Source organism: Rhizobium sp. Root149 (assembly GCF_001427345.1).
Taxonomy (GTDB): Bacteria; Pseudomonadota; Alphaproteobacteria; order Rhizobiales; family Rhizobiaceae; genus Neorhizobium; species Neorhizobium rhizoryzae.
Map to the genome: position 1 here is coordinate 226,272 of NZ_LMGD01000023.1, position 14,541 is coordinate 240,812.

General features: G+C 57.6%; 12 protein-coding genes. 2 read left to right on the forward strand and 10 right to left on the reverse strand.

Annotated elements, in window-relative coordinates; genetic code table 11:
• The first annotated feature begins 167 nt into the window (after positions 1–167).
• Positions 168–1,088 (forward strand): arginase, encoded by a 921-nt coding sequence (rocF, locus tag ASD54_RS20925; RefSeq protein WP_062556509.1) that lies wholly within the window; start codon positions 168–170, stop codon positions 1,086–1,088.
• Positions 1,089–1,213: 125 nt separating this feature from the next.
• Complete coding sequence (locus ASD54_RS20930; protein WP_062556510.1) at positions 1,214–3,091, forward strand: HAMP domain-containing methyl-accepting chemotaxis protein; 1,878 nt, start codon at positions 1,214–1,216, stop codon at positions 3,089–3,091.
• A gap of 42 nt (positions 3,092–3,133) precedes the next feature.
• On the opposite strand, the gene ASD54_RS20935 is transcribed toward ASD54_RS20930, so the two are convergent.
• The 10 genes from ASD54_RS20935 to ASD54_RS20980 form a co-directional block, all read right to left on the reverse strand.
• A complete protein-coding gene (locus ASD54_RS20935) occupies positions 3,134–3,958 on the reverse strand; it encodes an aldolase/citrate lyase family protein (protein ID WP_062556511.1) in 825 nt (274 codons plus the stop codon).
• Positions 3,959–4,043: 85 nt separating this feature from the next.
• Positions 4,044–5,537, reverse strand: coding sequence for a glycerol kinase GlpK (gene glpK / locus ASD54_RS20940; RefSeq protein ID WP_062556512.1), 1,494 nt, complete (start codon positions 5,535–5,537; stop codon positions 4,044–4,046).
• Positions 5,538–5,651: 114 nt separating this feature from the next.
• Entirely contained in the window at positions 5,652–6,410 is a 759-nt protein-coding gene (locus tag ASD54_RS20945) for a sulfite exporter TauE/SafE family protein (protein ID WP_062556513.1), read from the reverse strand.
• Positions 6,411–6,412: 2 nt separating this feature from the next.
• Positions 6,413–8,404, reverse strand: a complete 1,992-nt coding sequence (locus ASD54_RS20950; protein ID WP_062556514.1) for an alpha-glucosidase — start codon at positions 8,402–8,404, stop codon at positions 6,413–6,415.
• A 12-nt stretch (positions 8,405–8,416) separates the two neighbouring features.
• Positions 8,417–9,181 (reverse strand): SDR family oxidoreductase, encoded by a 765-nt coding sequence (locus ASD54_RS26740; protein WP_062556515.1) that lies wholly within the window; start codon positions 9,179–9,181, stop codon positions 8,417–8,419.
• 12 nt (positions 9,182–9,193) lie between these two features.
• A complete protein-coding gene (locus ASD54_RS20960; protein ID WP_062556516.1) occupies positions 9,194–10,078 on the reverse strand; it encodes an SMP-30/gluconolactonase/LRE family protein in 885 nt (294 codons plus the stop codon).
• Positions 10,079–10,088: 10 nt separating this feature from the next.
• On the reverse strand, positions 10,089–10,895 hold the full coding sequence (locus ASD54_RS20965) for an aldolase/citrate lyase family protein (protein ID WP_062556517.1): 807 nt from the start codon (positions 10,893–10,895) through the stop codon (positions 10,089–10,091).
• Between the two features lie 12 nt (positions 10,896–10,907).
• Positions 10,908–12,644 carry an L-arabinonate dehydratase gene (gene araD, locus ASD54_RS20970; RefSeq protein ID WP_062556518.1) on the reverse strand — a complete coding sequence of 579 codons (1,737 nt, stop codon included), beginning with the start codon at positions 12,642–12,644 and terminating at the stop codon, positions 10,908–10,910.
• A 4-nt stretch (positions 12,645–12,648) separates the two neighbouring features.
• Positions 12,649–13,503, reverse strand: coding sequence for a carbohydrate ABC transporter permease (locus ASD54_RS20975; RefSeq protein WP_062556519.1), 855 nt, complete (start codon positions 13,501–13,503; stop codon positions 12,649–12,651).
• A gap of 4 nt (positions 13,504–13,507) precedes the next feature.
• Positions 13,508–14,368 (reverse strand): sugar ABC transporter permease, encoded by an 861-nt coding sequence (locus tag ASD54_RS20980; protein ID WP_244484830.1) that lies wholly within the window; start codon positions 14,366–14,368, stop codon positions 13,508–13,510.
• Positions 14,369–14,541: the final 173 nt, after the last annotated feature.

Sequence of the window (14,541 nt, forward strand, 5' to 3'; positions counted from 1 at the left end):
GGGTTCTGCCATCTCTGCTTCTATGTCAGGATGAGAACGCACGATAGGAATTCCGTGATTTTGGTCTGGCAGTTTGCATAAGGCGAGCAGCGAGATGTGCAGCTTTTGCAGTTTCAATGCGCAGTCTCCTGTGATTGTCTGCGGGCCAAAGCGAAAGGAATAGCTTCATGCTCTGCAAACTCATCGGCATCCCACTTCAAAGCGGTGCTTCACAACTCGGTTGTGAGATGGGACCCAGCGCGTTGAGGACCGCGGGTCTTCGGCAGGCGCTGATGGATCTGGGCCATCAGGTTTCCGATTGTGGCAATCTCGCAATCCCGGAACAGACGCATCGGGATCATCCGAATGAAAAGATCCATGATCTGGCGGAGATTGTTGCGTGGACCGAGGTCATCGCTGAAGCAGCCTACCGTGAAAGCCGCGATGCGATGCCGATTTTCCTGGGCGGAGACCATGCACTGTCTGCCGGAAGCGTTTCCGGTATGGCGCGACGTGCCGCAGAACATGGGAGGCCCTTCTTTGTTCTGTGGTTGGATGCTCATACCGATTTTCATACGCTTGAGACAACGAATAGCGGTAACCTGCACGGTGTTCCCGTCGCCTATTTTACAGGTCAACCGGGGTTCGAACCATATTTTCCGAAACTTGAGCAAAAAGTCGACGCTGCAAATGTCTGCATGATCGGAATTAGAAGCGTCGATACCGCTGAACGGCGCGCCATTCAGCAAACCGATGTTCTGGTGCACGATATGCGGGCCATAGACGAGAATGGCGTTGCTGCCCTTCTTCGCGAGTTTCTGAAGCGCGTTTCTGCAGCACACGGCATGCTGCACGTCAGCCTCGACGTTGACTTCCTTGACCCCTCCATCGGTCCTGCCGTTGGGACCACCGTTCCGGGCGGGGCCACCTTTCGAGAGGCGCATCTCCTCATGGAAATGCTCCACGACAGCGAACTGGTGACTAGCCTCGATCTGGTGGAGCTCAATCCATTTCTTGACGAACGTGGTCGCACCGCAACCATGCTTGTCGATCTAACAGCAAGCCTCATGGGACGAAAAGTATTGGATCGCCCGACGCAGCGTTATTGATAGATATCAATTAGCATACAGTAGTATCTGCGCGTTCCATTTCCCATCTCAGTTCTTCACGTCCTGTTAAGGACCAAAAGCTAATTCTAGGAGCAGTTGCTCAGTTTTTGGTCCGGGGGGACATCTTGTTTGAAAAATTGCAACGGCTCCGGATCGTAATTCCGGCGCTGATACTCACTGCTGCGCTCGTCAACTTCGGTGCGCAACTCGCCTTTGGCAACTTCGCGCGGAACACGGTGACAGAGGTCAGCGAACTGACCGTGTCTCAGAACAAGGTTGGCAGCATTCTGGAAACCCTTATCGAGCTCCAGCGAGGCATAGAACTCGATGTGCTCCACGTCCAGGAGTCGCTGACGGATCTCTCGGCAACGAGAGGGATGGACGGACTTGACGATGGCGCAGATCTGGCGGCCAAGTCCGCGGACGAACTCAGACGCAGAGTTGCAGATGTTGCTAAACTAGCCTCGGATGCAAAGCTGCCCGAGGTTCGTTCAAGTGTAGAACTTCTTCTGCCACGGTTTGAGGCTTTCTACGCGCTCGGACGCAAGATGACACAGGCCTATGTCGATGGCGGGCCTGAGCTTGGCAACAAGATGATGCCCGAGTTCGACGAAGCGTCCGATGCGCTGCAGAAGGAGATGGACGCGTCAACAAAGGCAATCAGCAATCTGAAGGCCAAACGCGACGCTCAGCTTGTTGAAAATGTCCAGTCCATGCGGGACAATGAGCAGTCTCTGTTGCTCATGATGGCGCTTAACAGTGGCTTTGCACTCTTCATGAGCGGCCTGACCATTGCCTTCGTTCTGCTGTGGGTTGTACGTCCTCTCGGACGGATCACCGAACGAACGCTTCGTGTGGCGGATGGGCAGCTGGATCTGGACATTCCCCACGTTGGTCGCAAGGACGAGATTGGCGAACTTGCCCGCTCGGTGGAAGTATTCAAGCAAAATGGCGTTGAGCGGATGGAGCTTCAGGCGGAAGCTGACCGCGCCCGGAAGATCCGTGAGGAAGAAAGGTTGTCGCGGGATATTGTTCAGCTCGAGGAGGCCCGTAATCTCAAGTCAGTTGTCGATAATCTTGGCGCAGGCCTGGCACGACTGGCGGATTTCAATGTCCGCATGACGATCGACGAGCCGTTCGTCGCGCAATTCGAAGTCCTGCGGAATGATTTCAACAATTCCATAGCTGCATTTCAAACAACACTTGAACAGGTGATGTCCAGTACCACCCAGGTCTTGGCTTCCTCTCAAGAGATGCGTGAGGCTGCCGACAACCTTTCGCGCAGAACAGAACAACAGGCCGCGTCGGTGGAGGAAACATCGGCTGCGCTCGCTCAAATTACTGCCACGGTTTCCTCATCGGTCGAAAACGTCATCGAAACCAGAAATCTGGTGAGGGAAGCAAAGACCTGCACCGATACGTCCGGTGAGGTGGTGCAGAACGCTGTCGCGGCGATGAAGCGGATCGAGGGCATGTCGGCTGAGATCGGCAATATCATCGACGTCATTGACCAGATCGCGTTTCAAACCAACCTGCTTGCCTTGAATGCAGGCGTTGAAGCCGCACGAGCCGGTGACGCCGGTAAGGGCTTTGCCGTGGTTGCGCAAGAAGTGCGTGAACTCGCACAGCGGTCTGCCAAGGCCGCAAAGGAGATTTCCAACCTCATCGACAATTCAACTCGTGCTGTCGAAGAAGGCGTATCGATGGTGGAGGACACTGGGCATGCCTTGGAGAAAATCAGCCAGTTCGTGGCGGCAATCGATGAACGGGTCGAGACCATCGCCACGGCTTCCCGCGAACAGTCTCTGGGCTTGAACGAAATACAGGCCGCGATCGGATCGATCGACCAGATGACGCAGCAGAACACGTCGATGGTGGAGGAAAGCTCCTCGATCAGTGCAACGCTCGCGCAAAGTGCCGAACATCTGGCAAATCTCGTAGATCGCTTCCAGATCAATGCTGGGAACACGGTCCAGCAGGACCGGCGTAAACGAGCTGCCTGATCGGCTGAGGTCGCCCGCTCGAGGAGAGCGGGCGACTGTTTATCAATAGGATTTGCCCTTCATTTCGACGGAGGGCTTCTCGCCGCGTTCGCGCGCTTGCTTCAGGCTTTGATATTCGCCGAGTGCACTGGCTGCCGCATCGCGAAGCAGGGCTATGTTGTGCGGCCCTACGATGAAGCGATAACCCCGATCCAGAAGATCGTTCACAGATGCGCCGCCGTTTGGCACCGTGCCTAAAACTTTTCCCGCGTCCAGTATCGCCTTTTCGGCCTGCCGGGCCAAAGCCTGTACCTCGGGATGCTCCGTTTGGCCAAGCAAACCCATATTGCCCGCCAGATCGTTGATGCCGATGAACACGATGTCGGCGCCTTCAAGAGCGGCGATGCCCGCGGCATTTTCGATCGCCGTGACTGACTCGAGCTGAATGGCAATCAGCATGTTATCATTGGCTTTGTGGATATAGTCCGGCTCCATGCCATAGGTCGAAGCGCGAACGATTGAGGCGGCATAACCGCGAATTCCAGCTGGTGGGTAGTAGCAGGCGCGGATGGCCTGTTCAGCGGCCTCAACAGTGTCCACGGAGGGGATCATCACCGACTGAACGCCACCGTCAAGAACTCGCTTCAGCAGAACATGATCGTTCCAACCCACACGCACCATCGCCGGCGAAGGTGTCGTTTCCAGAGCCCGCAGCGAGTCCACGATGTCGCGGGTATCCCCTATGCCATGTTCGAAGTCGGCCAGAATGAAATCGAAGCCGACATGGCCAAGAACCTCGCATTCTGTTGGGGTGCCGCCAGCAACCCAGCAGCCATAAGCTGCCTCGCCGGCCAGTAATCTCTGTTTGAGAACGTTCGGGCGATACATGAGCCCCTCCTCGATAAGCTGCGATGCAATCACGAATTTCGTAACTTGCGTGCAGCTTATATATCAGAGGAGGGAGTCGCTACTGCTATTTCCCGAACCCTAGAGTGCAGCGCACGGCCGAATCCCAGCCTGCAAGCAATTCGTCACGGTTCGACGCATCCATTGCAGGAGTGAATTGGCGGTCACGGTGCCATTCGGCGGCAAAGCCCTGTTGATCGGGCCAGATGCCTGCACCATGGCCCGCAAGCCAGGCAGCACCCAATGCCGTTACTTCGGTCGAGGTTGAGCGATCCACAGCAACACCCAGAATGTCGGCTAGGCGCTGCATCGTCCAGTCGTTCGCAGACATGCCACCATCGACGCGAAGAAGAGTATCTGCCTGACCCGGCCAATCCTTGCGCATGGCACCCAGAAGGTCGCGGGTCTGGAAACAAACGGATTCGAGCGCGGCACGGGCAAATTCCGCAGGCCCGGTATTGCGTGTCATACCAAACATGGCACCGCGCGCCTCCGCATCCCACCACGGCGCCCCCATTCCGGTGAAGGCCGGGACGAGATAGACCCGCTGGCCGGGATCGGCCTTTGCTGCCAGTTCAGCCGTTTCGGATGCTTTGCCGATCATCTTCAACCCGTCGCGCAACCATTGTACGGCAGCGCCAGCGATGAAGATCGAGCCTTCCAGCGCATAGTGAATGTCGCCATCAAGACGGTAGGCAATCGTCGTCAGCAGTCGGTTCTTCGATGCGACGCGATCAGTGCCCGTGTTCAACAGTGCAAAGCAACCAGTGCCATAGGTGGATTTCATCATGCCCGGCCTGAAGCAGGCCTGACCGATCACTGCGGCCTGTTGATCACCCGCCACACCGCGAATGGCGATCGGCGACCCGAACAGGGCAGCGTCCGTTGTGCCGAACTCGTCAATGTTCGAGAGAATTTCCGGCAACATCGAGCTCGGAATGTTGAACAGCTTCAGCAGATCGTCGTCCCATGTCGCGTTGCCGATGTTGCACAGCATTGTCCGGGAAGCATTCGTCACGTCAATCACATGCCGTTTGCCGCCCGTCAGTTTGTAGACGAGCCAGCTATCGACTGTTCCGAAAGCCAGATGTCCGGCTTCCGCTGCTTCACGTGCGCCGGAGACATTGTCGAGCAACCAGGCGATTTTGGTGGCGGAGAAATAGGGATCGATCAGCAACCCGGTGCGTTCCGCCACCAGATCGGCGTGACCTTCGTCCCTTAGCCTCGCGCAATGGCCCGCAGTCCGTCGATCCTGCCAAACGATGGCTTTATGGATCGCTTTGCCCGTGCGCTTGTCCCAGACGAGAGCCGTCTCACGCTGATTGGTAATGCCAATCGCCGCAATCTGTTCGGACGAAATGCCAGCCTTGGAAATGGCAGTGCGCGCAGTTTCCAGCGTCGTAGTCCAGAGATCCTCAGCCTCGTGCTCCACCCAGCCCGACTGGGGAAAATGCTGCGTAAACTCCATCTGTCCGACGCCAGCCGCCTTGTACGATCGATCAAACAGGATCGATCGCGTTGAGGTAGTTCCCTGATCGATTGCGAGAATGAAATCAGTCATGCGTCGATTTCCATGTTCATCGTGTCAAAACAATTGGCTTGGAGGTTTGGTAGCATATTGGAAGCAATGCAGAAGCCTCTTTTTGCTGCGCATTGGTGCCCAAAACAGCAGCAGTCACAGCATATGGATGACTGGCGGCAGTGCCAGCGAAACGCCTGAGAGGAACAGGAGAAGGAAGGCGAGCTTCCGCATCGCCACAGGCGATAATGGTGGCGGATGTTTTCGCGCCAGCCACGTGGCCAGCATGACGACTGGGATAGCGCAGAGGCTCCACCAGAACGAGGCGCGCGGCATCTGGCCACTCGCGGTGACGATGCCAAGTCTCAGCAGGGCATTGGTTGCAAAGATGGCGACCAATGTCTCCCGTATTGTACCGGGCTTCAGCGGTTGGCGGTAGAAGTGATAGATCAGCGGCGGCCCTGATGTTGAAAACATGCCACCCATGACCCCGGCGATGGCGCCGAAACCTGCGAATGACAGCGGCGACGACATTTTCATGAGCGGTTCCGGCTTCAGCGACAGCTGAATACTGGAGACGATGATGACCGTGCCTAAAAGAATCTTGAGCCCTTCCAGGGAGTTGGCAGCCATCAGGGTCAGAAGCCAATAGCCCGCTCCCAGAAACAGGACACTGGTTGCGAGCGCAGGAAAGAACTGGCGGAAGGCGATATCGCGCCAACCTTTCAGAAGCACCTGAAGAGCGTTCACTACGACTAAAATGCTGACCAGCACCGCCGCATCCGTCAATGGTATGATGCCGGTAAGACCTACCCCGCCCATCATGATCAGCCCGAGCGCAAAGCCTGTCAGCGTTTGTGTATAGGCTGCAACAAAAGCAATGGCGAGCAGACCCGCCAGACTGAGCGGGTCCATCTTCAGGCTGCCTTGATCGATTGGAACAGCGCTTCGCGCGCAGCACCTTGACGGTAGAAGACGGGCGGCTGACCGAGCGGAGCAGGCACGGTGACTGTCTCGCCACCGGTGTGAGCCGCACCACTCCAAACGTGAACCCAGGTTTCGCCTTGTGGGAGATAGACTTCACGCTCTGCCTGACCTGCCTGCCAGACCGGGGCAACCAGCAGATCACGCCCGTACAGATACGCATCCTGAATGGCGTAGGTGTTGCGGTCATTCTCGTGGTGGAGGAATAATGGACGCTGGACCGGAAGGCCCGTGCTGGCCGCCTCTTCGGAAAGTTCCTTGAGGTAGGGCGCAAGATGCACGTAGATCGATGTCATCCGGGCGAAATGCGCAAGGACTTCGGCGTCTTGATCGATCTGCAGGTTATCCTTCGGGCGGTTGCCCTCATGGCTGCGCATGACAGGTGTAAAGGCGGCCATCTCCGCCCAGCGCATGATGAGTTCCGGCGTACGAACATTGCCGAAAAGGCTGGTGTAACCGCCGATATCCGAATGATGATAGGCGTTTCCGAGCAAACCGGACGACAGCGCGCCGCAGATGACCGTGACCAGGCCGTCATGGCGGGTGAAATCAACAGACTGATCGCCACCCCACAGAAGCGGGCAGTGGGCCTGAACGCCGGTGAAGCCTGCACGCATGAAGAACAGCGTTTCGCCCGTCTTGCCGCGGCTTGCCACAGCCTTCGCATTCACTTCCGCCCACAGCGTCGGCCAGGCATTGTGCATAAGCTTGGCATTGATGCCGTTTGAGAGCTTCACATCGATTGGCAGGTATTCGCCGAAGTCGGCCATCCAGCCGGAGAGGCCGAAATCCAGCATGTTCTTGCCGATCACCTCTTCGGCAAACCAGTCGGCAGCGTCAGGATTGGTGAAGTCTACCACGCCACAATCGAACTCGCCGAAATCCACGAGCGCCGTCTTGCCCTTCTCATCCTTGGCAAAGTAGCCCTTGGCATCAGCGACCGGAAACAGCGGGCCATCAACGCAAAGATAGGGGTTCACGTAGCCAAGGAAGCGAACGCCGCTATCGTTGAGTTCGGCAATCTTCTGGCGCAGGCTGGGGTAACGCGCCTCGTTAGCCTGCCAATCCCAGAAGAGACGAGCGCCAAAGGAGGTATGACGAAGACCAACCCAATCCTCGCACCAGAGACCGGAGACCTTCACGCCCGCTTCGCGCATTTTCTCCATGCGAGCAAAGGAGTTCTCGCCATCCTTCAGCCCGAGGATAGCACCACCATAGACCCAATTCGGCAGTGTTGGCTGGCGACCAAAACGGTTGGAGAGCTGGCCGACCAGATCGATGAAGCTCGGACCCGAGAAGAATTCGAGACGCTCAGGCACGGCCCAGATCTCAATCTCGTGGAAGCCGTCACGACGGAAATCGAAGACCGAATAGGCGGTCGTTTCCACATGCAGCGCGTATTTGCGCGAAGAGATGTAGGTCGGCTGCGGATAATTGGTGTTGTAGTAATCACCGCCGGATTTGCCGGTTACGTCGGCCTTGAAGGTGATTTCGGTCGATTTGTCGCGACCCACGCCGGGCTCGGATGTCCAGAGCGGGAACTTGCGGCCGCGCATGTCGAAATACGACATCTGCTCGCCACCACCCCAGACATGTTCGTCCTTTTCGGCAGCAACGCGCAGCCATACGCGATTGATAGTGGGATCCAAAGCTTCGGTTGCGAGATGATCGCCAGAAACGGTCATCACGAAGCGGGCGGGAAGACCCTCGGCAGCGGAAAACTCGATCCGCTCTCCGGTGACGACGGCATGGGCAAGCGGTGTACGCTCAACCACGTAGTCATCAATTTCGAAATTACCGCGATACATATCCATCCGCTCTTCGCCCTGTCCGACAAAGAGGGCAGGGGAAGCCGCCGTGTGCCGCAGGATTTCGAGACCATTCAGGCTGATGCTGAAGCCGCCGGGGATGAGATTGATCTGCATGGTCAAGTATCCTTAGTTCTGGGTCAGGCCAGCGTCGATGACGAAGTTTGAGCCGGTGCAGCCATTGCTTTCATCCGAGCCGAGGAATAGTGCGAGGCGAGCCACATGGCTGGCGTCGAGACGGAATTTCAATGCCTGAAGATCGATGAACTGCTGGTTCTGCTCCGGACTGGTCCAGAGCTTCAACTGGCGTTCGGTTACGATTGCGCCGGGCACAAGGCAATTGACGCGGATGCCGGATGGGCCGAGTTCGCGCGCCAGCGTCTTGGTCATGCCATTGATGGCCGCTTTCGACGTGGTATAGCCGATCATGCCCGGACGCCCGCGCATCCAGGATATAGACCCGAACATGATGACGGAGCCACCGCCGTTCTCAGTCATGCCCTTCGTCACGGCCTGCGTCATGAAGAATTGGTGATCAAGGTTGAGTGAAAGGGCGCGACGCCAGTATTCAGGCTCTACCTCATCCATCGCGTGGCGGTCGTCCTTGCCTGCATTGTTCAGGAGAACGTTGACGGGTCCATGGTCGCTCTCGATCCGCGCCACCGTTTCCCGTAGAAACGCAATGTCGGTGAGATCACAAGCGTAAAAGCTGGAACCTGTCGTCTCGGCAGTCGCCTTGCCCGCCGCTTCATCGATATCAATGAACGAAACCCGCGCGCCCTGCGCGCGGTAGGCTTTGACCATCTCCTCGCCAATGCCGGAAGCTCCGCCAGTGATCAGCACATGGCGATTTACAAGGGAGCGATAGAGAACGGTATCGTAGGATGCGGACATGTCAGTGCATTCTCAAACGTCGGGATTGAAGAGGGGCTTTGCGAGCCCTGGAACATCGGTGCGCATGGCAAACAATGCGCCGGAAAGCGGAAATTCGGCCAGTTCCTCAGCGGGGCGGCCAATGCTGGCGCTGGTGCAATAGAGCGTACGAAGATCGGCGCCACCAAATGTGACCATGGTCGGGCACTTCGCCGGGACAGGATATTCGGCGAGCAGTTCTCCGTTTGGAGAGTATCGCTGAACGCGCCCACCTTCGAACAGCGCGGTCCAATAGCACCCTTCCGCATCAACCGCGCCACCGTCTGGTCGTCCCTTGTCGGTATCTGAGCCGAACGTGGCAAACATCTGGCGGTTGGTCGCAGCGCCTGTCGCCACGTCATAATCGTAGGTGTAAAGCGAGTAGCGTAGCGTATCGGAATGATAAAGCCGCGTTCCATCCGGCGAAAATGCGACGCCGTTCGAGGTAAACAGGTTGGCTGCCAGTTTCTCCAGGCCACGCTGATCGTATCGATAGAGGCTGGCAATGCCACGTTCGCGCGTTTCGTCCACGGTACCGGCAATGAAGCGACCTGCTGGATCTACCATGCCGTCGTTGAAGCGGCTGATCGTCTGGTCTTCCGGATTATCCGCCAGTTTGCGGATGAGCTGACCGTCATGCGAAATCAGCCAGATGCCGGAGCGCAAGCCTGCGACAAAGCCGCGGCCCTCAGCCAGTCCGATGCAGCCAACCTCTTCCGGCAATTCGATGGTGCCAAGCGAGCTATCCGCAGGGTCGAACCAGTGAATGCGGCTCTTCTTGATATCCACGAAATAGAGCACCTGCTCGGCGACTGACCACAGCGGGCATTCACCGAGGGACGTCTTCGCATCCAGAACGAGGTCGAAACCGGCTGTCACGGGATCCACCTCAATAGGCCGCCGTTGGGGCAGGTGCGAGAGGCTTGTCTTCGCCCTTCATCTGTCCCAGCCAGTCATTGGCGCGGCCTGTCATCATGGCGATATCGGATGCAATGGCCGCGTAATCATAGCCATAGCCGATGAAGCGCTTCACCATATCCGGGTTCGGGCCGACAATACCGACGGGCTTACCAGCGGCATGCGCATCCTTGGCGGCCTTTTCGATCAGCGCCTGAACTTCCGGATGCGCGATGTTGCCGATGTGGCCCATGGCAGCGGAAAGATCGCCCGGACCGACGAACAACGCATCGATGCCCTCGACAGCAGCAATTTCCGGCAGTCGTTCAATGGCTTCCGGCGTCTCCAACTGAACGATGGTGCAGACATCGTCATTGGCGTTTTTGAGGTAGTTCGGGATCGTGCCGAACTTCGAGCCGCGATGAACGGCAGCAACGCCACGAATGCCGTGCGGCGGGTAGCGCGTGTAGGACGCGGCGGCCTTCGCCTCTTCCGCCGTCTGCACGAAGGGCAGCATCACGGTGCGGGCACCGGCGTCCATACAGCGCTTGACGAGAACCTGATCGTTCCAGGCCAGACGGACAACGGCGTCGGCTGGCGTGCAACCGATGGCGCGCAGGATGTGGGCCAGATCGGACACTTCGATCGGAACATGTTCCATGTCCACGACGAGGAAATCGAAGCCCGCATAGCCCAAGGCTTCAGCGCTTGCCGGGGCTGCGGCCATCAGCCAGGTGCCGAGAGGCGTTGCACGATTTTTGTCGGACAGCCAGGATTTGAAAGGGTTCAGCGTGCTCATGAGGCTCGTCCTTTAGAAAATGACCGGATCCGGCACTTTGGCCGGGCCGCTGAGAAAATCGAAATCGCAGCCCTGATCGGCCTGGCTGACGTGTTGCTGGTAAAGAGCGGCGAACGAACGCTCATAAATGCGGGCCGTGGGTTTCCACTCGGCCCGACGCGTCGCCAGTTCTTCGTCGCTCACCTTCATGTTGATCGTACCGGCCACCACATCCAGTTCGATGAGATCGCCGGTCTTGACGAGCGCAAGAGGTCCGCCAACAGCCGCTTCCGGCGAAACATGCAGAATGCAGGTGCCATAATGCGTGCCGCTCATGCGCCCGTCGCAGATGCGCACCATGTCGCGCACGCCCTGCTTCAGCAGCTTCTTCGGGATTGGAAGATTGCCCCATTCCGGCATGCCGGGCGCGCCAACAGGCCCTGCGTTGCGCAGAATGATGACGGTATCTTCAGTTACCTCGACATCATCCTTGTCCAGCGTCTTGTTCATGGTTGCCGGATCGTCGAACACGATGGCCGGGCCGACATGCTTGAGGAACTTCGGGTTGGCGGCAGACGATTTCATCACCGCACCGTTGGGCGCGAGGTTGCCACGCAGCACTTCCAGTGTCTTACCCTTGGAGAGTGGAACGACCGGATTGCTTTCGTCGCGAATGATATCGTCGTTCCAGCATTCGGCATTCGCGATGTTTTCGCCAATCGTCTTGCCGTTGACGGTAGGACGCGAAAGATCGAGGTGGTGAGAGAATTTTCTAAGCAGCGCATTCAAGCCGCCCGCGAAATAGAAGTCTTCCATCAGATATTCACCTGACGGGAAGACGTTTGCCGCAACCGGAACCTTTGCTGCCATGGCAGACATGTCGTCCAAGGTCAGGTCTATGCCTGCGCGCCGCGCCATGGCGACCAGATGAACGGCAGCATTGGTCGAACCACCCAGCGCCATATAGGCCACCAGACCGTTTTCGAAACTTGCCTTGTTGAGAATGTCGGACGGTTTCAGATCTTCCCAGACCATTTCCACGATGCGCGTGCCGCAGAGCGACGCCATACGTGGATGGCCGCTGTCTGTGGCGGGAATGGAGGAAGCACCTGACAGTGTCATGCCCATCGCATCGGCAATCGATGTCATGGTGGAGGCGGTACCGATCGTATTGCAGGTACCGGCAGAGCGGGTCATCCGGCTTTCCAGATCCACCCAGTCATCCTTGGTGATATTTCCTGCGCGAAGTTCATCCCAGTATTTCTTGGTGTGCGTACCTGCACCCGTCTTGATGCCGCGCCATTGGCCGTTGGACATGGGGCCAGCCGGGCAATAGATCACCGGAATATCCATCGAGAACGCGCCCATCAGCAAACCCGGCGTGGATTTGTCGCAGCCGCCGAGTAGCACAGCCCCATCGATGGGATGCGAGCGCAGCAGTTCCTCGCATTCCATGGCAAGGAAATTGCGGTAGAGCATGGTCGTGGGCTTCACCATGACCTCGCCCACCGAAAGTGCCGGCATTTCAACCGGGTAGCCGCCAGCCTGCCAGACGCCGCGCTTCACCGCTTCGGCGCGGTCACGCAGGTGCGAATGGCATGGGCTCATTTCGCTCCAGGTGTTGATGATGCCGATAACGGGTCGGCCCATGAACTCTTCGCGACGCATGCCCATCTGCTGGGTCCGCTGACGGTGCGCAAAACCACGCATATCATCGGAAGCGAACCAGCGTTGGCTGCGCAGTTCGGATAAATCTTTTCTTGTGGTCATCTGTTTATCCCTTGATGCCGCCTGCGGTCAGACCGGAAACGACACGTTCCTGGAAGATGACGATGAGGATCGCCACGGGTACGATGCCGACCACCAGCGCCGCCGAAATAACCGGCCAAGGGAAGGCGAATTCACCCTGATAAAGCTGAATACCGACAGGCAGTGTGCGAAGCGCCGGATTGGAATTGAAGGACAAGGCCAACAGGAATTCATCCCAGGCATTGACGAAGGCAAGAATGCCAGCCGTGAAGACGCCCGGCGCGCAAAGCGGCACGACCACCTTGAACAGCGCGCCCATGCGGGTGCAGCCGTCGATCATGGCAGCGTTTTCCAGATCGCGTGGAATGCCTTCAAAGAAGGAGACGAGCATCAGCGTGCAGACCGGCAGCGACAGAACCGTATAGGGCAGGATCAGTGCGATCCAGCTGTTAAGCAGATTCAAGGCCCGCATGATTTCGAAAAGAGGCACCAGCAGGGTGACCAGCGGGAATGTCGAGACCGCGATGATCAGCGACAGGATCAGCCCGCGATACTTCAGGTTCAAGCGGGCAAGCGCATAAGCCGCGAGAACCGATACCAGCAGCGTCAAACAGGTAGAGAGAAGCGCCACCATGAAGCTGTTGAAGAGGAAGATGTGCAGCGGCTGATCCGAGAAAGCTTGCATGTAGTTTGCAAGCGTCGGCTGATGTGGAAGCCAGGTGATCGGCTTCACGGTCAGTTCCGCTTCCGTCTTCAGCGAGGTGAACAGGATCCAGAGTGCTGGAAACATGCCGTTGACGAGAAGGATCGAGGCGGCAATGAAGCGCAACGGCTTACCGGAGAAGAACGATGTCGAGCCGGAAGATGCAACTTGGCTCATGGTTTTACTCCTTGGTCCGGATGATGCGGAGATAGACGGCGGTCACGCACATGGAGAGCGCGAACATGACAACGGCAAGCGCTGAGCCATAACCCAGATCGAGGAATGAGACCGTGTTCTGGTGGATGTACATGGCAAGCGTCGAGGTAGAGGTGCCGGGGCCGCCACCTGTCATCATGTAAGGAATATCAAAGGTTTGCAGCGCTGTGATCGTGCGGAAGATGAGCGCGACGACGATCGCTGGCTTCAGCAGCGGCAGCGTGATTTCGAAGAACTGGCGGATACGTCCGGCACCGTCCACATCCGCCGCTTCATAGAGCGAACGCGGGATGGTTTGCAGGCCTGCTAGAATGATCAGCGCCATGAAGGATGAGGTCTTCCAGATGATGGTGAGACAGATGGCGGCAAAGGCCAGGTTCGGAGAGTTGAACCAGATAACGCCCTCAATGCCAAAGCGGGCCAGAACATCGTTCACCACGCCGTATTCGGAATGGAAAAACCAAGCGAAGATCAGACCGGCGAAGGAAAGTGGCAGCGCCCACGGAATGAGCAGGGACAGGCGAACCGGCCATTGAACGCCGAAGGGCAGATTAGCGAGAAGCGCCAGAGCCATGCCGACAATCAGCGCGCCGGGAACGGTGATCAGCGTGATCAGAACCGTATTCCAGGTCGTTTCCCAGAAAACGGGATCCGTGAACATCAGCTGATAGTTTTCGAAGCCAACGAATTCCGCAGGCAGACCCGATGTCAGCGAGAGGCTGAAGAAGCTCGTATAGCCAAGCCGCAAGACGGGATAGACGATGATCAGCGTCAGAAGAACCGCGGCGGGTGTCAGCAGCAGAACAGCCAGTGCGCGATCGCTCATGTCCAAGAGCTTCACCCAGCCGGGTTGCGCCTTTTCGATCCGGTCAGACGTGGCAATGGTTTGAGTGGTCACCGTGGCAACTCCTGCGATTTTCATCGGCAAAAAATGGTCGTCCTGCAGGATCAGCCATGCGATCACGTGGCAGGGTCAAAGGAGAGGGCAGGGCAATCTGC